This is a genomic window from Chryseobacterium pennipullorum, from assembly GCF_003384725.1.
Taxonomy (GTDB): Bacteria; Bacteroidota; Bacteroidia; order Flavobacteriales; family Weeksellaceae; genus Chryseobacterium; species Chryseobacterium pennipullorum.
The window spans coordinates 156,026-181,145 of the sequence record NZ_QNVV01000008.1; the positions used below are offsets into that span (position 1 = coordinate 156,026).

Below are 25,120 nucleotides of genomic sequence, written 5' to 3' on the forward strand. Positions count from 1 at the left end.
TGTTTATAGTAGCCATATTACTGCAATTTCTATATGTCTCAATTTTAAAATTAAGACGTCTCAATTTTAAAATCACACCTCCGGTAACTGTTTTCTCGTCCCTAATCCGATTAATTTTGGATCAACAATTCAATTGAATCCGGCCGGGATCAAGTCTCAAAAAAATGAAAAAATGAAAAAATTAACCTTACTTATCAGCACAATATTTTTGACATTGATTTTACATCAATGCACTGATCGTAGCCTTAGTCTTGAGCAGACCGAATTACCACTGGATAGATCACTTGCAAAACAGGAAAAGGAACATAACTCCGCCAAAGATTCGACAAAGTCAGGATCAGAAATACTAATTGTAAAAGATCCTCCGGTTCGTGATGGAGACGACTGGCGGCAAAGTTCAACAAAATAAAGAATGGTGATGAATCCTCAAACTTCTTTATCAATTGCCACAGGGTCACCATGTCCGACCAGTGGTATTTGGGAGAGTGTGGGGAGTTTTAAAACGACCATCGCTCTCATGGAGGGTGTTGAAATGCCACCTTACTGTGGCAGAAAGGTACTCTGGAAATTACTGATAGCCTGTTAACTAAATAAAACTAATGCTATGACACAATTTATTGAACGGTTGTATACTTTGGTCTGCTTCTTTTTCATCCTTTTATTTTGCTATGCTGCCATCGGCAAGATCATGGACTTTGAAACGTTTCAGGTTCAGATTACCCAATCGCCTTTATTGAATATTATTTCAGGTTTGGTATCGTACGGAATTTTAGCCGTTGAACTTGTAATCTGTGGGCTTCTTATTTTTGAGCGCTCAAGGCTTTTGGGTTTATATGCTTCATTTACTTTAATGGTCTTATTCACCTTTTATATTTATATTATTTTACATTACAGTGAGTTTGTTCCCTGTTCATGTGGTGGTATTCTGGAAAAGATGGACTGGAATACCCATCTGGTTTTCAATATCGTCTGTGTGATTATTGCTGGTGTTGTGCTTATTGTAAAAACAAAGATCTCTGGCCATCGCATCATAAAACCTGCGATCCTGCTGTTACTAATTTCAATCCTATGTGGAATTTCATTGGTACTACTCTACCAGAGATCCGAGTATATGCTTGTTAAAGAAAACAACTTTACCCGTCGATTGCTGAAACATCCTTTTGATTTGGAAAAAAAGTATAACCTTGAACTCGATTCCTATTATTTTGCAGGTTCCAGTGAAGATTCCATTTATCTGGGTAACAGTAACACACCGTTTTTATATTACAGCATTGATGCGAAACTCAACTATCTAAAACAGCATACCGTTATTCCGGATCACTTTAACTTTGAGTTCAAGAGTCCACGTATAAAAGTTAACCATCCGAATTTCTATTTTTTCGATGGAACAGTACCCGTTATTTATCAGGGGATTGTGGGAAAAGAAAAGATGCGTACCATCAGTTTTCATCAGAGCTATTTTTTGCAACTTCAACCAATGATAGAAGATCATTTCGCAATGATCGGTTATTCTAAAAAAGAAGATATTCAGTCTTTAGGGCTGTTATCAACAGGCTCCTACCCTTCATCACTGTTGAAACCAAATCTTTTGGAGAAAATCAATGACGGAATCTTTGATACCGATGGAAAATTGTTATTTGATGAGACTGCGGAGAAGTTGGTCTATGTCTACAATTATAGGAATCAATTTGTCGTTGCAGACCAGCAGCTTGAACACAGCCATACTTTTCAAACCATTGACAATCTCCAGATCCCAAAGATTGAGGTGACCCAGCTGTCCGACGGAACTAAAAAAATGAAAAATCCTTCAACGACTGTTAATAGAAACGCATTTGTGTATAAGGGTGTTCTTTTTATCGAATCACCCCGTATGGGAAAATCCGAAGATAAAAAGCAATGGAAAAAATCTTTTAGTATTGATATGTATGCTATCAGTGAGCAAAAATACCTGGGTAGTTTTTATCTGCCAAAAACCTCTGAGTCGTCGATGACGGGACTGATGGTCAGTAACAATACCCTATTTACAATTATTGGAAATGAGTTGATCAGATATCGTTTAGCGCAAAACATTACTCAACATTTCATTCAGGGGAAGCCGAAAACCTGATCCAAGAGTAGGCACCAAAACAAATTTTACATCATGAAAAAAATGAGAAAAATCGCGCTGCCTCTAGCTATTTTCGCTTTAGGAATCGGAAGTGCGTACGCTTCCACAGCGTCAGACAAAACAGAAAGTGCAATTCAAAACGGATTCCGTTATGATCCAATGGCTCCGGTAGGAGAAGAATGTGTCGAAACCACTAATTCTTGCAGCACAGAATTTAACGATGAAATCTGTACTTATACAGACTCTTCGGGACAGCACAATCTCTTTGATCAAGGTTGTGTCAATGTATTGTTCAAAATACCTTAACCATCAACCAATTAACCAAAGAAGGATGCTAAACAGCATCCTTCGTTTGTTTCAATATCCACGGAACATTTCTTTTACCTTTTAAAAAATACTGCCACCATTCTATTATTCTCGTTGTAAGATCTTTCTGAAGTTTGGAATCTATAATACCGTGATTTTCGTCAGTATAGAACAATGCGATGACCGGCTTTCTATATTTCCTAAGAGCACTGAATGTTGACTTATTTCCTTCGGGACTGACATTTGTATCCTTCAGACCTGACCATAGCAGCATAGGAGCTGTAACCTGCTCCATATAAAATAAAGGACTGTTTTTAATATACTTTTCCTTATTTTCTGAAAAATCTCCAAATGAATACTGTCCATGTTCCAAGCGTGCATAGTCAGGAGAATAGCTACCATAATTAAACGCAAATGCGGAATGCATAGGGTCTGAAAAACCAGTTCCTGAAATATAGGCTGCAAATCGGTTCGATTGCGTTGCAATAAAATTGGTTTCGTACCCTCCAAATGACCTTCCCATCAGTCCTACCTTTGTCATGTCAGCCTGCTCAATTTTCGAAAGCTGATCCATTGCCTGATTCACACAATAGAGCGCTGAAATTCCCGGACCTTCAGATCCCTTTGTAATATCCGGCAACATCACCATAAAACCTGCTTCCAGCAATAGCCGAATGCTGAATCCATCCTGATTTCTGAAAGTGGGCTGCAAATAATCATTGTGATACTTTCTTTGAACTTCATAGATATATACTACTACAGGCAATTTTTCATTCTTCTTTATGTTCGGCGGTAAATACAACAAAGCAGTTAAGTCTTCATTATTAGGCCCTTTGTACTGTAATCGCTCCATCCCAATTTTTAACGTAGTATCCGGCTGTTTTGAGTCATACAGTTGCTCCGCTGTCTTTTTTGCAAAGCCTTTCTTCATGATCACCGGATTTTTATTGTAATTTTCAGCAATCCAATAGTGTGATTTGGAGGTATTATTCCCGGACAGTGAACTAATTTTATCATTCGTCTGATTAATAACCGTTTTGACAACTCCATTTTTCCAACTGATAACCGAATGTTTTACATCATCTTCAGCAATAACTTTTAACAGCAGTTCCTGATGCAAATCGACAACAAACCCTGAAATATTGCTATCATTAAAGATAGGATCCTTTCTCGCGTTCAGAACCTCCAGTTTCCCCTCAAAAGTCTTTAGCTTGTGAAACTTCGAGCTCTTCATATCCTGAGACCACAATTCATTGTTTAAAGTCCATAATACCGTTTCACCTGCGAAGTACGGAGAAGCATCAATTCCAATAGACAGGGCTGTTTTTTTCCCTGTAGCTATTTCGTAGCTTATCCATTGTCCATCTTTTTTATACAACAAAATTTTACCTAAAGGATCAACCATTGTATATTTAAGAATTTCGTCAACATAAATATCTAATCCCGTTTTCGTATCATACAAAAAGGTCTTTTCAGGGACAGGACTGATTTCCGTATCCCTGTAATCTACTTGATTAGGATTCTTTTCAATCGACAGGTACATGCCTGATTTTCCTGCTGCAATACCGTCGATAAAACGGCTGTCTATCTGTTGGATTTTATTTTCTTCAGGAAACCAGATCACACGATTAGGTTCATAAACCTTACGAAAGTGTCCTGTGAGATTGACTTCATTGCCATACCAAATATCGAGTCCGTCATTGTTCATTTTTTCGTAATTCCCTAAAAACAAAAACAATCCATCTTCATTAGCCGACGGCTTATTACTGATTACATCAAAGTACTTTTGCCCATTCACTACCAATTCTTTCGATTGATGATTGTGATCCACGTAGATAGCTTTCAAACCTTGCTTTTCCATTACAGTTATCAACCATCCGCCAGATGCTATTTTGGATTCCGCCAGTGAATACACCTCACTTTTTCCGCTGTATATTTTTTCTGATTTTTTTTGAACACTGCTGAAAATTGAAATTTCCTTCAATTCATCAGTACTTGTGTAGAAAGCTAAATTCTGATCTAACGGCTTAACCCGGTCGACTTCAGACATTTTGTAAATCACTTTCAAATCTTTACTGTACACTTCAACCGCGTTAGCCTTTTTCGCATCATAATGGATCCAAAAAAGATCATTTGATTCAATGGATCCGAATGCTTTTACGTTTTGAAACTCTTTTGTCGTTCCTTTTACCGGGTCTTTAAACTCTACTGCACTTCCCTTTTGGATCAGCAGATTATGATCATGGATAAACAGTATATTTTTAGCATCAAACTTCATCATCTTTTCAGGATGTTTTGTATCTATGACCTTCATTTCCGAAGGTTTTGTTTCGTATACTCCCTGCCACATCATCCATCGTCCGTCTCTCGATACTTGCAACAAACGAATTTCTTCGGATTGCTGAACTATTTTCTCTAGTTTCTCAATATTACTTTGTGCGGGAAGCTTTTGTAACAACGCCATCACAATAATGATGAGCAGTTCTATAAGCCTATTCAATATTTTCATTGTTTTACTTCTTGTTAATTTTAATTATCTCATCCATACACTTTTCTTTAGTACCCTTCATTTTGAGGATTCAAATTAGGATTCAGCAGAAGTTCTTTCTGAGGAAGAGGCCACTGACGATGGTAAGATTTCCAGTTTGCTTTTACAGAAAGCAGCTGATCCAATTGCCCCCATCTCTTTAAATCAAAAAAGCGGATCCCATGTTCAGAGAAAAACTCCTTTCTTTTCTCCTGCTTTAATTCTTCTTTAGCGGAAGTGGGATTCAATCCTGTTGAAAGGGCTGACAGACCAGCTCTTTGCCGGGTTCTATTGATATAAGGAATTGCTTCAGCAACTTTATTTTGCTGAATGAGAACCTCGGCATACAAAAGGTAAACTTCCTCCAACCTGAAAATCACGGAGTCTTCAGAAGTGTTGGCTCCGGCAAGGTTTTTATATTTTACCGCTCTGTAATTAGTCTGTCCTTGGGACGTCACGGTAGCAATATAATTCTGCTTACGCAGATCATTTGCCGAAAAACTATTCACCAGATTTACATTGAGCATATAGGTTGTCGGAATTCCTGAGAAATTATAGAGGGCTGCTTCCTTTGTGGCATCACCGCTGTTTTTGGGTTTCAGCTGCCAGATGATGTGCGTACCCGTTTTCTGAAAAACCTTTGTGATATCATTTTGAAAAGCATAATCCGAGGACTGCAATACCAATTGCAGAAGATTTTCAGCCTCAGGCCATTGTTTACGCAGTATTTTCAATTTTGCCCAAAGCAGATTTGCGATGCTCTTATTCACATAAATCCGTTCGGCATTCCGGTATGCAGAAGGTAAAAGATTCACTGCCTGCTCCAAATCAGCATCTATACGGCTTAGCAAATCATCGGCTGAAAGCTTGGAAAGTTTGCTGTTAATCTGATAATCTGTCGTATCGGTGTATGGTATCTCTCCATAGATCTGCTGTAAATAGAAATACAGTAAAGATCGGATGAAGAGAGTTTCTCCGGTGATACGGTTTCTGGCACTTTGAGAAAGGGTTTTGGAATTCTTTACCCCTTCAATGATACTGTTTGCTGCATAAATATGCTGATAAGCATTTGTCCACACATTGGATACAATCAGGTTGCTTGATATTTGCTGATTGTAATACAAATCAATAATGCTGTTGCTTCCCGGTGAAGACACTGAAGCAGTATCATCGGTATACAGACCTAATAGAAGCCCCATTCCGTCTGATCCTCCGGAGATCAAAGAATTATTCCATAAGTTAGCATAGAGCCCGGCTAAAGCAGCCTCGGCGGTCTGTTCATCTTCAAATACCAGTTCTGTGGGTAATTGATTGGAAGGAAAATCTGTTTCTATCCACTGCTCACAGGAAACAGTGGTCAATGCTGCAGAAACAGCAATTATGATCATATATGGTTTTACTATTGTTTTCATTATAATAGAACATAGAGGTTAAAAAGTGAGTTGAAATCCTAATGAGTAGGTCTTCAGAGGAGGAAGGTATCCTACCACTGTAAACTCGGGATCAATTCCAAAATAGTTGGTCAGCGTAAGAAGATTCTGTCCCTGCACATAAATCATGGCTTCCTTGATTCCCGTCTTCTGAACAGGAATACTGTAGTTGATCTGTACATTTTTAAGACGTATAAAAGAAGCATCACTGATGGCTGCCGTGGAATTCTGGAAATAAGAATGTAAAGAATTTTTCTGTGCATTTGTTCCTGAACTGTACTGCATATAAGTTCCACTCGGATTTGACGGCGACCATGCATTTAATACTTCCAGAGGCTGATTGCTCATCATTCCCGGAATCAGCATACTTTTATTGTAGTTCCAGTTTCTTTGTTTGACAAACTGGAAAAGAAATGATGCTGACCACCTTTTATATTTCATAGCAGCGGTCCATCCACCGAAAAACTCCGCGCCTATTTTCTCCACCACTTTATTATCATCGGGGGAACTGATCTTTCCGTCACCATTAAAATCCGTAAAACTGTAGAGCCCCGTCTGAGGGTTAACTCCTTCAAACTGATATACTTTAACCAGGGTCATGGGATATCCGATGACGTATTGGTTCGCATAGGTTGAACCTTCAAGATTCGGAAATTCTAACAACGTATTTCGGGGTATGGACAGGTTCAAAGATGATTCCAGGCGTAGCTCTCCAGCTCTCAGTATCTGTGCTGACAGATCAAATTCCCATCCTGTATTTCTGACTTTTGCAGGAAGATTCGACTGAATCGTTGGAAATCCCGTTGTTGCCGGCAGCGGAATACCTACCAATTGATTGGATGAGGTATTGCTGTAGTAAGCGGTTGACAGATTAATTCTGTTCTTCAGAAACCCCAATTCAAGGGCAATCTCTTTTTTGGTTGTCTTTTCCCAGCTAAAATCACGGTTGTACAACCTTGAGGGAGACAATCCGGTAATGCCATTGTAGATATTGGTGGTTACCGAATAAGTATTCAGATACTGATAATCTCCGATTTTATCATTCCCTGTTGTTCCGATGCTTCCCCTAAGCTTTCCAAAACTCAGCCATGATAATTTCTTCATCCATGGCTCATCTGAAAATATCCATGCTGCACCCAAAGCACCGAAATTTCCGAAACGATTTTCAGGACTGAACCTGCTGGATCCGTCTCTCCTACCCGTAAGATTCAGAATATACCTTTTCCTGAACTGATAATTGAACCGGGCAAAAGCAGCGGTATAATAATACTGGTTGACCACCTGATCCGATACCGTCTTTGTCTTGGCAGCTCCCAGGTTCTGAATCAGTGCATTGCTTTCGAAGCCCACTCCCTGTATGGAGCCCTGCTTTGTTTCGGTCTGCTGTAAAGTTGTTCCCACCAGAATATCAAAATGATGATCCTTCCATTTAAAATCTGCATTGATCTGCGGTTCCAACAGATAAGAAAACACGGTCTGACGATTAAGAGATGAAATGGAATTTGCGCTGGTCAATCCGGATGCGGGATTATACATAGTATGAGGTTTCAAACTTCTTTCTTCAAAATCCTGATAGGTTACCCCTCCATTTAATTTCAGAGACAGGAACGGAAACAGGCGGTAAGAAATATTTGTCCCGTTGTTGATGAATGTTGTTGAATTCAGATATTGACTGTTAAAGGTTGCGACCGGATTGGTAAACGTATTGTTCTCCCAATTCAGATTTCCATTAGTATCATATAAAGCCGGGGCATTGGGACTTAGCTGAATACTTTTTTTGGTCATGTCATCATTCTGAACATTATTCTTCTGAAACGAAAACGTATTGTTCATATTAGCCTCCAGTTTTTTATCAGGTGACCTGAAAGTAAAATTACCCGTCAGATTATTCGTTTTATATTTAAAATCCGCTGGAAAAACCGTGCCCTGCTCCTGATGTCCGTAACTGATGAGATAGGATGAATTCTCTGCTCCACCACTTAGAGACAACTGTACCACGGAAGCATCGGAAGTGTTTCCGATCAGTGTTTTCTGCCAGTCCGTATATCGATTCTGATCCCATGCTTTGAGATCATACGCCGAAGCAGGAATCGTTGTCACTCCATCATTGACATAACCTTCACGTCTCATATTGAGATACTGCTCGGTGTTCATCATCTCCATATGGTTGGCTACTCTGCTTAGAGAATAGGCAGTGTTCAATTTCAGTTCCGTTCTTCCTTTCCTCCCCTTTTTGGTTGTCACAATTACAACCCCATTGGCTCCGCGCGAGCCGTAGATAGCCGTTGCATCGGCATCTTTTAATATTTCAAAACTTTCGATATCATTAGGATTAATCGCATTCAGCGGATTAATTGAGGCAGATGGCAGAATCGTTACAGCATATAAAGAGGGCGTTTCCGCACTTAAAGGCACCCCATCTATTATATAAAGCGGCTCGTTTCCTTCCTTTCTCAGGCTGTTCTTACCCCGAATCTGAATATCAAATCCACCTCCGGGAACTCCTGAGTTCTGTGTAATGCTAACCCCTACCATGCGTCCCTGTGCCGCAGAAAGCACATTGGTGACAGGCTGGTTCTCAATATCTTTAGCCGATACCTTGACAATACTTCCCGTTCTCTCTTTATCTTTTACTTTATAATATCCTGCATTGATGATCACTTCCTCAATTCCTTTGATCTTAGTATCCTGATCAGCATTACGATCAATACTATTATTAGCACTGGAGTCAGAATCAGAATCAGAATCAGAATCACCATGCTTACCATGACGATCACCATCCACATTATCACGCAACAGGTCTACATCAATGACCATTTGTCCTAATCCTGCTGTACCAGTATTACTAGCCTTCTCATCCAAAATAACAGGAATCGCTCTCTCTTTGTATTGCGGATGCTTAAACAAAAGAACAGGCTTTTGTTTATTGTAACGGGCATCACTCATCTTCAAAGTGAGCATAAAAACACCTTGGGAATTGGTTAGGGTGGTTTGATTGGAATTCTTCTCTGAAACAGTCACCCCGGAAAGAGGTTTATTTCCTGCAGTGACCGTACCTGAGATAACTTGAGTCTGAGCACTGACATGCGTGCACACTACTGTTAACATTAGGGTAAGAACAATGCCTCCTATGTTGATATAGGATTTTTTCATAGCTTTGTAAAGGTTTTTAATTAACTTTAAATTCTCACGCTCTTTCCCGATGTCGTCAAACTGTAAGGGAAAGGGCTTTTTTTATATTTTCATTTATATTTCGTTTATCAGTATTTCTTTCCAGTCATTATATATGATAGGGTTCCTATAAAACAATAGCGTAAATTTTCGTCGTTTAAGATTCTATTTAATCAGGATAAATTAAAACTTTCCAGGTGCCCATGGTATAAACAAAGGGTGTGTGGTCCAAAAGAGCTCAGTGACCTCAGACACCGGAAAGCATATGAATGAAAATTTGTCCCATGTAAGCTTAAAAAGCCACAATAGGCTGTACCCTCCTATTGTATCGTGCACTCTGATACTTATGTTGTAAGCGGGCTTAGATTTTAATGTAGAGATAAAGCGAACAGCATGAAATAAAATGGCATGGGAACTCTACATTATCCGATTCGAGGTACTGGTATACCTTATCCCAAGATAAGAGAGACCCACGCCTAGGTCGTGAGCCGCATACTTATCGTCTTAGGGATTAAAAATTACCAGTTTTCGAACCAAGACTCTAAGCAATAGCTTCTAATATTTCGTTGAAGTATCGCAAAGTTACATTTATAATGTAACTAAAGCAAATATAGTAAAATAACGACATATACGTCGTTGAATATGCAATTTTTTATAAATTATTTTACAGCAGTGCAATATCAGAAAAAAGTTTTTAGGTATAAAGTTGCTGTAGGCATTATAAACAAAAGATTGAGGGAAGCAATTTCCATCAATAGTAAACCTATGACTCAAATATATTTAAATAATGATATTAAAGAAAAATACAATATTGACTGGAACTGTGCTAGAGAAGAGTCATTACCTAATACGACTCTTCAAAATATTTTTTTAATCTGTGATTACTTTAATATAGATGTTAGCAAATATTTTGAGATCGTAAAAAATGTGTCAGATGAAGAAGTTGATATTGCTATAAATTCAAAGAAAAAACTAACAAGACTTTACTCAATATATTTAAAATACTAAATCCTGACAATCTCGGGATTTTTTTATTTCCCAATTGCATTGAATTAGCTTTCAGAGCATTGTTGGAGAACTTCTTCTGTTCCTTTAAATTCATTTTTGGCTTTGCTGTAGTCTTTGTTTGCTTGATAAAGAGCAATTGATAAAACAATAATTGCAATATTTGAAAAAATTACCGTAGATTTTTATTGCTTTCATATTTGTGGTTTTTGTAAAGATAAGCAATGCATAAGATTAATAATTGGAAAAATGATTTTATTGAGCCTAGAATCAAAATGTTGTGATTAACTACACTTCATATCTTCAATTCTATGCTTATATTTGACTACTTTTATAACTTAAAAATATAATAAATTTACATTTATATAAATGACTAGCACAATTCAAAAACAAGAATTACTCAATAAAATATGGAAAATCGCCAACGAAGTAAGGGGCGCAGTAGACGGATGGGATTTTAAACAATTTGTTCTGGGCACACTTTTCTATCGATATATAAGTGAAAATTTCAGCAGTTACATTGAGGCAGGTGATGAGAGTATTGATTATGCAGCTTTACCCGACAGCGTAATTACGCCAGAAATTAAAGACGATGCCATTAAAACAAAAGGCTATTTTATTTATCCAAGTCAACTTTTTGAGAATGTAGCTAAAAATGCCAATACAAATCCAAATTTAAATACGGAATTAAAGGATATCTTTAATTCAATCGAAAGTTCCGCAAATGGCTACCCTTCAGAACAAGACATTAAGGGTCTGTTCGCTGATTTTGATACAACCAGCTCACGTTTAGGAAATACTGTTGCCAATAAAAATAGCCGTCTAGCAGCTGTTTTAAAAGGCGTTGAAGAACTTAATTTCGGAAACTTTGAAGACAACCAAATAGACCTTTTTGGAGATGCATATGAAATTCTAATTTCTAATTATGCTGCTAATGCAGGAAAATCGGGAGGGGAATTCTTTACACCTCAAACCGTTTCCAAACTTATTGCGCAGCTAGCCATGCACAAACAGACTTCAGTAAACAAAATTTATGATCCGGCGGCAGGCTCTGGTTCTTTATTATTGCAGGCAAAAAAACACTTTGATAGTCATATTATAGAAGAAGGTTTCTTTGGACAAGAAATAAATCACACCACCTATAACTTGGCACGTATGAACATGTTTTTGCATAATATCAATTACGACAAGTTTAATATTGCACTCGGAAATACTCTTTTAGAACCTCACTTTGGTGATGACAAGCCATTTGATGCAATTGTCTCCAATCCTCCGTATTCGGTAAACTGGATTGGTTCCGATGATCCAACTTTAATTAACGATGACCGGTTTGCTCCGGCAGGCGTGTTAGCACCTAAGTCAAAGGCTGATTTTGCATTTGTACTGCATGCTTTAAGTTATCTTTCCAGTAAAGGTAGAGCCGCTATTGTTTGCTTTCCTGGTATTTTTTACCGTGGCGGTGCCGAACAGAAAATCAGAAAATATCTCGTAGATAATAATTTTGTAGAAACCGTAATTGCATTAGCACCGAATTTATTCTATGGCACTTCTATAGCCGTAAATATTTTGGTTCTTGCCAAAAATAAAACAGAAAATAAAACCCAATTTATCGATGCTACTGGTGAGGACTTTTTTAAAAAGGTTAGCAACAACAATGTATTGAATGACATTCACATTGATAAAATCATGGAACTCTTCGACACAAAAGATAATAATCCACATATAGCTGTAAATATTGACAATACTAAAATTGCCGAAAACGATTACAATCTTTCAGTAAGCAGCTATGTAGAAGCTAAAGACAACCGCCAAAAAATTAACATCTTTGAACTCAACGCAGAAGTTCGTAAAACTGTCGAAAAATTAGGTAAACTTCGTACTGATATTGATAATATTATTAAAGAGATTGAAGCATGAGTTTTTTAGAAAAATTATTAGAAGGAGCGAGGGTTGAATGGAAAACTTTGGGAGATATTTCTGAAATATACGGAGGATTAACAGGAAAAAACAAAGCTGACTTTGAAGGTGGCAATGCAAAATATGTATCATATAAAAATATATTTAATAATATCGAAGTAAACTTTAAGCAACTAGAAAATGTAAAAGTATCTTCAAATGAAAAACAGCATAAAGTAAAATACGGTGATATCCTTTTTACTGGATCATCGGAAATTGCCGATGAAGCTGGAATGTCATCCGCTGTCACTAAAAGTTTTGATGAAAAGGTTTATTTAAATAGTTTTTCTTTTATTTTAAGATTTAATTCAGAAATTGATATAATTCCTCAATTTTCAAAATATTTATTTAGAAGTCATTTTATGCGTAAAGCCATAGCTAAGACGGCAAGTGGTGTTACTCGCTTTAATATATCAAAAGATAGATTTAAAAAAATCCAAATACCAATCCCCCCTCTCAAAATTCAACAAAAAATAGTTGCGATTCTAGATACTTTTACAGAGCTTACAGCAGAGCTTACAGCAGAGCTTACAGCTCGTAAACAACAGTATGCTTATTATCGAGAGAAGTTGCTGAGTTTTAAGGAAGGGGAAGTACAATGGGAAACTTTAGGAAATTTAGCAGAAAATTTAGACTCTCTTAGGAAACCCGTAACGAGCGGATTCAGAGAATCAGGCGAAATTCCCTATTATGGCGCTTCTGGAATAGTAGACTATGTTAAAGATTATATTTTTAATGGCGACTTCCTGTTAATTTCAGAAGATGGAGCAAATTTACTTGCAAGAAATACACCAATAGCATTTAGCATTAGTGGGAAAAGTTGGGTAAATAATCATGCCCATGTATTGAGATTTGACACTTATACAGAACGAAAATTTGTTGAATATTTTTTCAATAATATTGATTTAACTCCATATATTTCTGGTGCAGCCCAGCCCAAATTAAACCAAAGAAATTTAAATAACATAAAAATTCCTAATCCTTCATTTGAAGAACAAGAACGCATCGTTTCTATCCTCGATAAATTCCATACCATTACAACATCCATAAGCGAAGGTTTGCCTAAAGAAATTAAATTGAGAAAACAGCAGTATGAATATTACAGAGAGCTATTATTAAACTTTCCTAAAGATGAAATAAGAGAATAATATGGGACAAACAATAACCGAAATAGCCCAATCTTTAAAGGATGCCAATAAAAAAGTGCAACTAATTTATGCATTTAATGGTACTGGTAAAACTCGTTTATCAGGTGAGTTCAAAGAATTGATAGCACCCAAAAATCCAGAGACTGATGAAGAAGGTAAAGAAATCAAAGTAATGTATTATAATGCATTTACTGAAGATCTTTTCTATTGGGATAATGATTTGCATAATGATGTAGACAGGAAATTAAAAATACAACCAAATACATACACCAACTGGATACTTGTGGAACAAGGACAAGAACCCAATATAACAACGCACTTTCAACGTTACACTAATGATAAATTAACACCTCATTTTAACGAAGATTTTACTGAAGTTCGTTTCTCTTTTGAGAGAGGAGATGATTCACTTTCGGATTTTATTAAAATTTCTAAAGGCGAAGAAAGTTGTTTTGTTTGGAGTGTGTTTTATAGCTTGCTGAAAGAAGCTATCGATGCATTGATTCCATTAGGAGAAGCACAAGAAGAAATAAAATCTTTATCATTATTAACCGAATCCAAAAATAGAGAAACAAAAAAGGCAGAAGATCTGGCTAAAAAAACAGGAAAGGAAGAGGATATCAAAAAAGCAGAAATATTAAGAAATGAAGCAGAAGTAGCTAATATTGAAATGAATAGTGCACAGGAAAAACTAAAAAGCTTAAGCGGGCTATTTAATAATTTAGATTATGTATTTATTGATGATCCTGTAAGCTCTTTAGATGATAATCATTTAATTGAATTAGCTGTGGATATAGCTTCCCTGATCAAATCCAGTAACTCTGAATTAAAATTTATCATTACAACACATAATCCGCTTTTTTATAATGTATTATTCAATGAATTCAATAACGCAGATTCGAGTTCCGGTTATAAAGTAAAACATTGCTCAAAACATCGTTTTGAAAAATTAGCAGATGGTACTTACTTACTGAACGAACAATCAAATGATTCACCTTTTTCCTATCATTTATTTCTTTTGTCTGAATTAGATAAAGCTATATCGCCATCAGGTAATATTCAAAAGTATCATTTTAATTTTCTTCGTAATATTTTAGAGAAAATGTCCACTTTTTTAGGCTATAATAAATGGAGAGATCTTTTACCTGAAGAATCACGTGAAGCATATTACAATCGTATAATTAATCTGTCAAGTCATAGTAAATTTTCAGGCGAAGAAACCTCTATGATCCTTGATAGTGATAAAAGAGTTTTAGAATATTTGGTAAACCAAATAAAAACAAATTATCGTTTTAATTCTATTAGTAACACAATTATAGAACAATAACAAAATGTCACAATATAACACCATAGCAGAATCAAATAATTTTATTGTTTTAGATAAATACACCAAGCATTCGTCAATTACTGATACACCTGCAGGTTATCAAACAGAATCGGCTTTAGAAAGTGAGTTTATACAGGATCTTATCAACCAAGGTTATGATAATCCTACTGAAATTAAGTCTTCAGAAGCAATGTTTGCTAATGTTAGAGTGCAACTTCAAGCACTCAACGACATGCAATTTACAAATATTGAATGGAAACGTTTTGTAGAAGAATACCTAGACAATCCAAGCGATACATTGGTTGATAAAACCCGTAAAATACACGATAATTACATCTATGATTTTGTATTTGATGATGGGCATATCCAAAATATTTATTTAGTTGACAAAACAAATATCGTCCGTAACAAGGTGCAAGTTATTAAACAGTTCGAGCAAAAGGGAACGTATGCCAACCGTTACGATGTTACCATTTTAGTCAATGGATTACCTTTGGTACAAGTTGAACTTAAAAAGCGTGGGGTTGCCATTCGCGAGGCTTTCAATCAAGTTCACCGTTACAGCAAAGAAAGTTTCAACAGCGAAAGTTCTCTTTTTAAATATTTACAGATATTTGTCATTTCCAACGGTACTGACACCCGATATTTTGCTAATACCGTACAACGTAATAAAAACAGTTTCGACTTTACGATGAACTGGGCAAAGGCAGATAATTCTTTAATTAAAGATCTTAAAGATTTTACGGCTACTTTCTTTCAAAAAAACACGCTGTTAAATGTATTATTAACCTATTCTGTTTTTGATATTAGTGACACATTGCTCATTATGAGACCATATCAAATAGCAGCTACCGAGCGTATGTTGTGGAAGATAGAAAGTTCTTTCAATGCCAAAAACTGGTCTAATACCGAAAGTGGCGGATACATCTGGCATACTACAGGTTCAGGGAAGACCTTAACCAGTTTTAAAGCAGCTCGTTTGGCTAAAGATCTCAATTTTATTGATAAGGTGTTTTTTGTAGTAGACCGTAAAGATCTCGACTTTCAAACAATGAAAGAATACCAACGCTTTTCCCCCGACAGCGTAAATGGCTCCGATAGTACTGCTGGTTTAAAACGAAATATAGAAAAAGAGGATAACAAAATTATTGTTACCACGATTCAAAAGCTCAACAATTTAATGAAAACCGAGGGAGATCTGGCTATATACCAAAAGCAGGTTGTTTTTATTTTTGATGAAGCGCACCGTTCACAATTTGGCGAAGCTCAAAAAAATCTTAATAAAAAGTTTAAAAAGTTCTATCAGTTTGGTTTCACTGGAACGCCTATTTTTCCACAAAATGCTTTAGGTGCAGAAACTACGGCCAGTGTGTTCGGTCGAGAGTTGCATTCATACGTAATTACAGATGCTATCCGAGACGAGAAGGTGCTGAAATTTAAGGTAGACTATAACAATGTACGCCCAAAATTTAAAGGAATAGAAACAGAACAAGATGAGAAAAAATTAAGTGCTGCAGAAAATACCAAAGCCTTATTGCATCCTGTTAGAATCAAAGAAATTTCTCAGTATATTTTACAGAATTTCAGAATTAAAACCCATAGGACACAAGGTGGTAATAAAGGTTTTAATGCTATGTTTGCTGTGAGTAGCGTAGATGCGGCAAAATGTTATTATGAAGAGTTGAACAAATTGCAAAAAGACAGTGACAAGCCTTTAAAAATAGCAACTATTTTTTCTTTCGCGGTCAATGAAGAGCAAAATGCAGTGGGAGAAATTCCTGATGAAAATTTTGAGCCAACAGCTATGGATCAAAGTGCCAAAGAATTTTTGGCTAAAGCCATCAATGATTATAATGCTATGTTCAAAATGAATTTTAGCGTTGAGAGTAAAGGTTTTCAGGACTATTATCGTGATCTTGCTAAAAGAGTTAAAAGTAAAGAAATTGATTTAATTATTGTTGTAGGTATGTTTCTTACTGGATTTGATGCCCCTACTCTTAACACACTTTTTGTAGATAAAAATTTGCGGTACCATGGTTTAATGCAGGCTTTTTCCCGTACAAACCGTATTTATGATGCTACCAAAACCTTTGGGAACATTGTTACATTCAGAGATCTAGAACAAGCAACCATTGATGCCATTACGCTATTTGGTGATAAAAACACCAAAAATGTAGTACTTGAAAAAAGCTATAAAGAATATCTGGAAGGTTTTACAGATGTGGCTACGGGAGATGCTCGCAGAGGTTTTGTAGACGTCGTAAATGATTTGATTACCAGATTTGCTAATCCAGATGAAATTGTTACAGAGAAAGATAAGAAAGAATTTACCAAACTATTCGGGGAATATCTTCGTGTAGAAAACATTTTACAGAACTACGATGAATTTACACATCTAAAAGCATTACAGCAAATTGATTTAAACGATTCACAAGCTGTCGAAATTTTTAAGGAAACCCACTTTGTAACAGATGAAGATATTACTTTGATGCAGGATATTACATTGTTATCAGACAGAACAGTTCAGGATTACCGCTCAACGTATAATGATATCCGCGATTGGTTCAGACGAGAAAAGCAAGGCAAAGAAGCCGAAGAATCTAAGATAGATTGGGATGATGTTGTCTTTGAAATCGATTTATTAAAATCACAGGAAATAAATCTTGATTATATTCTAGAATTGATTTTTGAACACAACAAGAAAACCAAAGATAAAGGAGCTTTAGTTGAAGAAGCGCGTCGTGTTATTAGAGCCAGTATTGGAAATAGGGCAAAAGAAGGCTTGGTCGTTGATTTCATCAATGAAACAGATTTAAACAGTATACTAGATAAAGCGAATATCATTGATAGGTTCTTCGCATATGCACAAAACAAACAAAAAGAAGAAGTTTCAGAATTAATTACAGATGAAAATCTGAATGAAGAAGCTGCCAAAAGATATTTGGCCACATCATTAAAAAAGGAATTCGCTACTGAAAATGGAACAGAACTAAATGCAATTTTACCTAAAATGAGTCCTCTAAATCCACAGTATTTAACAAAGAAACAAAGCGTTTTTAAAAAGATTATTGATTTTGTTGAAAAATTTAAGGGTATTGGTGGGCAACTTTAAGGATTGTAAGTATTATTTGTGTATTATTATATGCTATCACAAATATTTAATAAATTATAACCGTTAATCATATTAATTCAATGTTAGATGTTAAAAATATACCACTACATGGAAGGAGAATTATAATGATAGCTTCTGATGATTCCAAATTGAAACAAAGAAAAATTGACTGGTCAAAAATTTTTATTTCTGAGGAAGATGTATCGTTTTATAAATCATTATTAAATATCAAAAAAGATTCTTCTGATTCAAGAAGTATAATAAAAAAATTCAAAGATAAATTTCATAATGAGGTAAAGGATGGGTTTGCATATTATTTTAAGGAAAAGAGATTACCTTTTGTTATTTGCAAAATAGATGATGTTATTAATAATTTTAAATTTCCTCCACAACATCCAAAAAATGGATTTGTATATGCATGCAGTGATGCAGAGCCAGATTTATATCTTCCCTTATCTATGTTTCATTCGTATATGTATCAGTCTAAACTCTCAGCATTTAATGAATTGTGTTCAGCTTTGGGTGCAAAAACTTGTCGAGTTATATCTGTAGAAGAAAACGGAAAAATTATTACTAATAATATAGAGATTGATAAAATACCTTCTAAGTTAGGATTACTTTCTTCCAAACTAACGTTAAAAACAACTAAAAAAACAAATAGTGAATCTATAGTATATTTAGAACTACCTAAACCAAACAAAATAAAATCATACGAAAGTCTATGGTTAGATTCCGAGCCGACTTGGAAATCTCTTCAAAAAATTAGGTTAAATAATGACCTGCTTAAATATACAGTGGATCTTAATTACACTGATGAAATGGGAGTTGACACCAAATTAGCGGCATCAATAAATTCCATAGGTGGTAATATTGGTGGCACATTTACTGGAATTACTAAAGTAATGTACAGGTTTGAGGTAGAGTTTTGGCCAAAAGATCAAATTTTGTAAAAAAAATTAGTAGCTAGAATTTAAACTAGACTTTCCGTAGAAAGTCTAGTTTAAATTCTTGTCCTAAACCATTTTTTACGTACATAAAGATATCGTTAACCTTTGCAAGAAAGCAATAATCTTCAATCTGATTAATTTTACTTAAACTTAGATTTGATCTGGTAGAGAATTCCTTTTTTGAGCACATACGCATAGTTTTAAGTCTTAGCCCAATAAGAAAAGATTGATATTGATATTCAAATATTTCTCTATTTAAATTAAGCTCTTCTAACAAACTTTCTTTTAAAATCTCCCAATCACTCTTAGCTTTTTCATCTGGTTTATTAAACATATCATCTGGTATAGAAAAAAGAAACTTACTATATTGCTTATAAAAGGATGTTCTTACCTGCTTATCAAAACCTAAATTTTGATAATCGGGATATGTCCCAAAATCAGTATAATAATCGCAATTATCAGAAAGATATATACCCGCTTCTAACATGAATAACATCCTCATTTGTCTATTACTATCTAACGACTTTAGATATTTCAAAAACTCTTCCATTGAAAAACCATAATAAGAATTCATAACTTCACATTATTTTTTTAGTATTAGCAACTATATAATAGTTATTATAAATAAATCAGTCTTGTTAAATTCATAATCTTTTTTTTCGAATTTAATTTTTTGTAGTAATGCAGTTAATACTATATAGGTTCTAATATATTCTATTTAGTATATTTGAGAAATAGAAACTAATATAGAATGAAGATTAAGTTAAATTCCTTTAGCACCACAACTGAAAATACTAAAGATCTATCTAGATCCTAATTTTATAAAATTTACAATAAGTAATTCTGCTCATCGATTTACCATGAAAACAAATATTTTTTTTAACAATATAAAAAATACATAGTTAATTTTATTATAAAATTAAGACACTAATTGTATTTCCGTTAAAAAGACCTCAAACATCCTTATATTATTTTCTTAGTAATAGCAATATTAGAAAGAATTTACAGTAAATACTTTGGAAATATTATAGGGATCATTTAAAAATACAAAATGCATTTATTTACAAAACACGAAAATAATCTAAAAGCTTTAGAAGAAAAAAACTTTAAGTTGGAAAAAGATATTCAAAACATTTTCGAAGCCAATTTAGAAATATTGACTGGATGGAAATTCATCAAATCAGAATTTACAATTAAAGCTAATAGGATTGATACATTAGCATACGATACAGAAAACAATTCTTTTATTATCATTGAATATAAAAAAGAAAGACATTTCTCTGTGGTTGACCAAGGAGTTTCTTATCTTAATTTAATGCTTGAATATAAAGCAGATTTTATCATAGAATATAATGAAAGCCAAAATGAAAGCATTAAAAGAGCGGATACTGATTGGTCTCAATCTAAAGTTGTTTTCGTCTCCCCTGCCTTTACAGATTTCCAAAAACAAGCTTCAAATTTTAAAGATTTACCCATAGAATTATGGGAAATAAAACAATATGAAAATGGAACTGTATTAATCAATCCTATCAAAAAATCTAAAGCGGCTCCTAATATTAGGGAGGTTAAATCAGAGCAAAACTCCGCTATAAATAAAGTGACAAAGGAAGTTACTGTTTATACTGAAGAGCTATATCTTTCTAGCAAAAATGACACAGTTATTGAATTGTATGAAGACTTTAGACGAGCAATTTTGAATCTATCTTCAGAAATTGAAGTTCACCCAAAAAAATGGTATATTGCTTTTAAAACAAAAACAAATATTGTTGACATTGAAGTTCAAGCCAACACATTAAAAATATGGATCAATTTGAAAAAGGGGCAGTTAGATGATCCAAAAATATTATGAGAGATGTTTCTGAACTTAAAGGACATAATGGAAACGGTGATTATGAAATTATTGTTAGAGATACACTGCATTTAGAATATATAATGAGTTTGGTAAAACAAACTCTATCATAAAAAATACGATCAGAATGGATTACGACTATATTATTGTTCATAGTATTTTAACAAACGAAAGAGGAAAACATGGCCCCATCCACATAAAGCCTCTTCCTGGACAAGCCCCCTACTTGGAAACAATGTATGTACAATGTTCAAAAAGCATGTCAAATGACTACCCTGTAGGTACAAAATTTAGAATAAAGGCTAAAATCGTATACCCTGAAAATAAACGGCCATTTATTTCTACACACTATACGTGGAAATATGATGTTCTTGATAATAATTAAACTTTAAAATAAAAAATGCTATAATGACATTACATGAAGCTATAGTTAGAATTTTAAAAGAAAATGGACGTCCAATGTCTGCTGATGATATTGCATTAGCAATTAATTCAAACAGATACTATGAACGAAATGATAGAGAACCACTTAATAGTAATCAAATCAATATTCGTGTTAAAAATTATCCTTCCTTATTCGAAAACATAAATGGAATAATTATTTTATCAGATGATTACCATTGGAAAAATATCATTACAAGCTATTTATATCTCAAAGAAATACTAAGAGGAATTTTCTCTGAATCTCAAATTCAATTTATCATTGCTGTTTTATTTTTTTATAAAAGATTGATTGATATTAATGAGCGACCGGGTAGAGGATATCCATTTAATTTTATAGATTTAGAACCTTCTATAAATCATTTTATAGACGGAGGAAAAGAATGGATAGCATCTCTAAAAGAGATAGATCATCTGTCAATTGCTCCAGATCGAATTTTCACAGATCTTGCAGAGGATATCCTCAAATTAGATTCAACAAAAAGAGAAGCTATTAGGAGAGTGATTTTACAAGTAAACACTTCATCATTTTCAGATTTTGAATTTGGAAATATATATGAATATTTACTTTATTTAAGCTCTAGAGAACATTTTAATTATGAAAACTCAACACCTGAATCAATCAGAATTCTTATTTCTAAATTACTTAGACTATCCGATGGAGATTCAGTATACGATCCAGTTTCTGGACTAGGAGGACTACTTACTAAGGCATATAATTTAAACAGAAATATACGCATTAAAGGTTCGGAAATTAATAAACGTATTGCACAGCTTGGCAATATGAACATCATGATGTATGGCGGAGATTATCTATCTTCTATCGTTGCTGAAGATTGCTTTTCTGAAATAAATAATGAGAATAAATATGAATATATCATTGGTGATTTACCTATAAAAGGTATAACAAATTCTTACGAACATTTTATGCTTTATAATCAATATAATGTTCAGCCCGCAAAATCAGGAAAAAGTTTTAACTCCTTGGTTCTCTTTAGCTATTATAAGCTTTCTGCTGCTGGCAAAGCAATCGTAACAGTTTCTGATAGTTTTTTAACAAAAAGAGGAAAAGAAAAAGAAATAAGAAAAATACTAATAGATGATGATGTAGTAGAGGCAATCATAAGCTTACCACGTGGGACATTTAGGCCATATACTGAAGCCAAAGCATCAATTTTAATAATAAATAAAGACAAACCTTATTATTTGAAAAATAAGGTGAAGTTTATTAAAATATCTGCTATAGAAGAAACTAAGAAATATCTACTACTTGATAATGAAAGAATAGTTCGCGAATATTTTAGTGAAACTTCGAGTCCTAAATTTACTCAGATTATAGATATTGAGGACCTAGACAGTGAATTAAGCCTATCGGCGGAAAAATATGACATTGAATTTTCAATAATAAATTCAATGCTGAAAGATGGAACCGGTAAACAATTAAAAGATATTGCGCGTATAGTTTCTGGTAAACAACCATCTAAGCAAGAATTAGTAGCTAGCGGTGACTTACCAATAATTAAAATTGAAAATTTATCAAAAGATATACTAGATATTAATCTTAATGTAAATTATTCTGACTTAGATATTGTCTGGACCGAAAAAAAGTTTTCAGCTTCAGTGATTGATCGGGAGTCTATTCTTATAGCTAAAATCGGCGATAATTTAAAACCGACAATATTTAAGCCTAACGAATTATTACCAAAAATTTTAATTCATAGCGGAGTATTTGCTTTAATGCCACTAGAAAATGTGGATATCGACTTAAATTACTTGTACTATCAACTGAATTCAATATTTATTGATAATCAAATCAGCTCACGAAGAGTAGGATCGCCGATACCATACTTAAATAAAACGGATATTGAAAAAGTTATTATACCTTATGATACCTTAGAAGTACAAGCAAAATTCATTAATACTCAAAAAATTAATTTAATTGCTGAAGAAAACAGAAGATTCGAAGAAAGAAAAAAAGCTTTAGGTTATGAGGAGGAAATTAAAGATACTGAAAGCACTATAATAAAGGCTCTAACTCATCAATTAAATCCAAAATTTCTTGCTCTTTCGAACCTTACAAAAAGGATTGAACTAATTGTTAAGAACAACAAATTAGGAGAAATAAAAGAGTATAATGAAATACAAAATATCGACCCTGACTTACTTGATCTTATTACAGAAGCTGAGAATAATAGTCTATCTGAGTTAATATTGACATTTGTAAATGATTCGGAATACTTAGCTGAAACGATTGATAATGTTGATAAAGCATTAAATATGGCCATTTCTCCAGACGCATTTGAAAAAGTAGATATAAAAGAGTTCTTAAACGAGTATGTTAAGCAAAAAAAAGTAATTATTGGAGAAGCTTACAAAATAGTTGTAAAAGGAAATTCTATTATTACTTATATTGATAAATCTTTTTTTAAAGAAGCGCTGGATAGCTTGTTAATTAATGCGGAAAAGCATGGTTTTATTAATAAAAACAATAAATCATATCAGATTCTTTTTAACATTAAAGAAAATTCAAATACTAACACTCTAATTATTGAATATTCAAACAATGGAGAGAGATTTAAATTAACTCAAAAAGATTTTGTAACTCCATTTGTAAAAGGTAATAAAAGTGGTGGATTTGGAATTGGAGGTAATTTGATTAGTAAAGTGATTGAGGGTCATGATGGAGCTATAAAAATTGATGAGAAATACAAAAACGGATTTTTTTTAACCATAGAAATACCAATAAAAAACAACGAAGAATATGAATAACATAATTCTAATTGACGATGATCCAAATTTTTGCACAAGTTTTGTAAACATGGCAAAAACCAGAGGGATAAATGTTGCTACAGGAAACAATTTTAATGACCTACAAGAGCTTTTACCCTCACAAGCTCACAAATTTGCTGCCGTAGTTCTAGACATTAAGGGCATAATCGATGAAAATCAAGCAATTGAAGATTCTTCCTTTATTCCGGTTGCTTTACAATACTTAGACATTTCTATTCCTGGATTCAAAAGATTCTTGTTTACAGGTGATAAGTCAGAATACGATAAATTTAAGAGTTTATTTAAGAAAGAAGCTGTTTTTATTAAAAAACCGACTGATCAAGAAGCATTACTTGATCAACTCGAAATTTGCATACAAAATTTTGATCAATTTAAATTCAGAAGAGAGAACATCGCAGTTTTTGAAGCGTTTGAAAACAATAAATTACCTGCCGCTAAAGAAATCAAGATGCTAAATATTTTAAAAAACTATAATGAAAGTAATCCTGTAAATTTTACTGGACTTATAGGAGATATTAGAGAGATACATGAGGAAGTTTACAAATCGCTAAATAGCAGGAATAAAAATATAGTCCCTAACAGATTTGTGAATTCAAATGGTTCTCCATCTTTTACTGCTAATTTTTACAAACATCTTCTTGGCAATCCCGTACGTCCTACATTCGTACCAACCTCAATAGTTTACCAAGATAGTACGGTTCAGAGCCAAACTAAATTTATTCATAGTACATGCAGTGAATTTTTACATGGTAGTTCTAGTACAGGATATAGTATTTCTTCATATACACTAAAGAGCCTGATTAATAGTCTGATGGAAATAATTATATGGTCAAAACAATATTAGAAAATATTAAGTATCACTTTTTAACAATTTAAATAAAAAGTGGTACTTAATTTATCAAATATTGTATTTAAAACAGTATAAAAATCTAAAATTACTTCTAACAAAAATATTGATAGAAATATAGAAAACATTCATTGTTGCAAGCTTAATTTTATAGAAA

The 25,120-nt window shown here is 34.0% G+C and carries 17 protein-coding genes; 13 read left to right on the forward strand and 4 right to left on the reverse strand.

Going from position 1 to position 25,120, the window contains the following annotated elements; all coding sequences use genetic code 11:
• Positions 1–172 precede the first annotated feature (172 nt).
• The 3 genes from DRF67_RS10930 to DRF67_RS10940 all read left to right on the forward strand — a co-directional run bounded on the left by DRF67_RS10930 (position 173) and on the right by DRF67_RS10940 (position 2,413).
• Positions 173–409, forward strand: coding sequence for a hypothetical protein (locus DRF67_RS10930; protein ID WP_123912727.1), 237 nt, complete (start codon positions 173–175; stop codon positions 407–409).
• A 195-nt stretch (positions 410–604) separates the two neighbouring features.
• On the forward strand, positions 605–2,107 hold the full coding sequence (locus DRF67_RS10935) for a MauE/DoxX family redox-associated membrane protein (RefSeq protein WP_123912728.1): 1,503 nt from the start codon (positions 605–607) through the stop codon (positions 2,105–2,107).
• Between the two features lie 33 nt (positions 2,108–2,140).
• Positions 2,141–2,413, forward strand: coding sequence for a DUF6520 family protein (locus DRF67_RS10940; RefSeq protein WP_115928344.1), 273 nt, complete (start codon positions 2,141–2,143; stop codon positions 2,411–2,413).
• 28 nt (positions 2,414–2,441) lie between these two features.
• Here DRF67_RS10940 and DRF67_RS10945 read toward each other — a convergent pair whose 3' ends face one another.
• The 3 genes from DRF67_RS10945 to DRF67_RS10955 are packed head-to-tail and all read right to left on the reverse strand — an operon-like array spanning position 2,442 to position 9,523.
• On the reverse strand, positions 2,442–4,922 hold the full coding sequence (locus DRF67_RS10945; protein ID WP_115928345.1) for an alpha/beta hydrolase family protein: 2,481 nt from the start codon (positions 4,920–4,922) through the stop codon (positions 2,442–2,444).
• A gap of 47 nt (positions 4,923–4,969) precedes the next feature.
• Positions 4,970–6,328, reverse strand: a complete 1,359-nt coding sequence (locus DRF67_RS10950) for a RagB/SusD family nutrient uptake outer membrane protein (RefSeq protein WP_228435784.1) — start codon at positions 6,326–6,328, stop codon at positions 4,970–4,972.
• A gap of 42 nt (positions 6,329–6,370) precedes the next feature.
• Positions 6,371–9,523, reverse strand: coding sequence for a SusC/RagA family TonB-linked outer membrane protein (locus tag DRF67_RS10955; protein ID WP_228435785.1), 3,153 nt, complete (start codon positions 9,521–9,523; stop codon positions 6,371–6,373).
• A 660-nt stretch (positions 9,524–10,183) separates the two neighbouring features.
• On the opposite strand from DRF67_RS10955, the gene DRF67_RS10960 reads away from it, so the two are divergent.
• From DRF67_RS10960 to DRF67_RS10985, 6 genes are all read left to right on the forward strand, one after another.
• Positions 10,184–10,549 (forward strand): hypothetical protein, encoded by a 366-nt coding sequence (locus DRF67_RS10960; protein WP_115928347.1) that lies wholly within the window; start codon positions 10,184–10,186, stop codon positions 10,547–10,549.
• Between the two features lie 366 nt (positions 10,550–10,915).
• Positions 10,916–12,463 (forward strand): type I restriction-modification system subunit M, encoded by a 1,548-nt coding sequence (locus DRF67_RS10965; RefSeq protein WP_115928348.1) that lies wholly within the window; start codon positions 10,916–10,918, stop codon positions 12,461–12,463.
• Complete coding sequence (locus tag DRF67_RS10970; protein WP_115928349.1) at positions 12,460–13,650, forward strand: restriction endonuclease subunit S; 1,191 nt, start codon at positions 12,460–12,462, stop codon at positions 13,648–13,650. The genes DRF67_RS10965 and DRF67_RS10970 overlap by 4 nt, the downstream gene beginning before the upstream one ends.
• A gap of 1 nt (position 13,651) precedes the next feature.
• Positions 13,652–14,977 carry an AAA family ATPase gene (locus tag DRF67_RS10975; RefSeq protein WP_115928350.1) on the forward strand — a complete coding sequence of 442 codons (1,326 nt, stop codon included), beginning with the start codon at positions 13,652–13,654 and terminating at the stop codon, positions 14,975–14,977.
• 4 nt (positions 14,978–14,981) lie between these two features.
• Entirely contained in the window at positions 14,982–18,089 is a 3,108-nt protein-coding gene (locus DRF67_RS10980) for a type I restriction endonuclease subunit R (protein WP_115928351.1), read from the forward strand.
• An 80-nt stretch (positions 18,090–18,169) separates the two neighbouring features.
• The gene (locus tag DRF67_RS10985) at positions 18,170–19,039 is read left to right on the forward strand and encodes a hypothetical protein (protein ID WP_115928352.1); all 870 of its coding nucleotides are present in this window, start codon (positions 18,170–18,172) and stop codon (positions 19,037–19,039) included.
• Positions 19,040–19,064: 25 nt separating this feature from the next.
• Here DRF67_RS10985 and DRF67_RS10990 read toward each other — a convergent pair whose 3' ends face one another.
• A complete protein-coding gene (locus tag DRF67_RS10990; protein WP_123912730.1) occupies positions 19,065–19,610 on the reverse strand; it encodes a hypothetical protein in 546 nt (181 codons plus the stop codon).
• Positions 19,611–20,087: 477 nt separating this feature from the next.
• Between DRF67_RS10990 and DRF67_RS10995 the strand changes: the two genes are divergently transcribed.
• From DRF67_RS10995 to DRF67_RS11010, 4 genes are all read left to right on the forward strand, one after another.
• Entirely contained in the window at positions 20,088–20,885 is a 798-nt protein-coding gene (locus DRF67_RS10995; RefSeq protein ID WP_317048004.1) for a DUF5655 domain-containing protein, read from the forward strand.
• 127 nt (positions 20,886–21,012) lie between these two features.
• Entirely contained in the window at positions 21,013–21,270 is a 258-nt protein-coding gene (locus tag DRF67_RS11000; RefSeq protein ID WP_115928354.1) for a hypothetical protein, read from the forward strand.
• Between the two features lie 23 nt (positions 21,271–21,293).
• Positions 21,294–24,095, forward strand: coding sequence for an N-6 DNA methylase (locus DRF67_RS11005; protein ID WP_115928355.1), 2,802 nt, complete (start codon positions 21,294–21,296; stop codon positions 24,093–24,095).
• The gene (locus DRF67_RS11010; RefSeq protein WP_115928356.1) at positions 24,088–24,960 is read left to right on the forward strand and encodes a response regulator; all 873 of its coding nucleotides are present in this window, start codon (positions 24,088–24,090) and stop codon (positions 24,958–24,960) included. Before DRF67_RS11005 ends, DRF67_RS11010 begins: the two co-directional genes overlap by 8 nt.
• The last annotated feature ends 160 nt before the right edge of the window (positions 24,961–25,120 follow it).